The following is a 558-nucleotide window of genomic DNA, read 5'->3' on the forward strand; positions in this document are numbered from 1 at the left end:
CGCCTCCACCTACTCCGGCGGCATGAAGCGGCGCCTGGACATCGCCATGACCCTGGTCGGCAGCCCGCGGATCATCTTCCTCGACGAACCGACCACCGGCCTCGACCCGCGCTCCCGCCACAACATGTGGCAGATCATCCGGGAACTGGTCACCGGCGGCGTCACCGTCTTCCTCACCACCCAGTACCTGGAGGAGGCCGACGAACTCGCCGACCGCATCGCCGTCCTCCACGACGGGAAGATCGCCGCCGAGGGCACCGCCGAGGAGCTCAAGCGGATCGTCCCCGGCGGACACGTCCGGCTCCGCTTCACCCACCCGGCCGCCTACCAGGGCGCCGCCGTCGCACTGGGCGAGGCCGCCCGCGACGACGAGGCCCTCGCCCTGCAGATCCCGAGCGACGGCAGCCAGCGCGCACTGCGCTCCCTCCTCGACCGGCTGGACGTGGCCGGCATCGAGGCCGACGAACTGACCGTGCACACCCCCGACCTCGACGACGTGTTCTTCGCCCTCACCAGCAGCGACGTGCCCAACCAGCCCAAGGAGACTGTCCGATGAGC

1 protein-coding gene is annotated in these 558 nt (G+C 70.8%); it reads left to right on the forward strand.

The window, feature by feature from the left end; all coding sequences use genetic code 11:
- Positions 1-556, forward strand: a 556-nt coding sequence (locus IE242_RS37285; RefSeq protein WP_189867533.1) for an ATP-binding cassette domain-containing protein, incomplete at its 5' end; no start/stop codon positions are given.
- Between the last annotated feature and the right edge of the window lie 2 nt (positions 557-558).

The sequence above is a fragment of the Streptomyces poonensis genome, assembly GCF_014650915.1.
Taxonomy (GTDB): Bacteria; Actinomycetota; Actinomycetes; order Streptomycetales; family Streptomycetaceae; genus Streptomyces; species Streptomyces poonensis.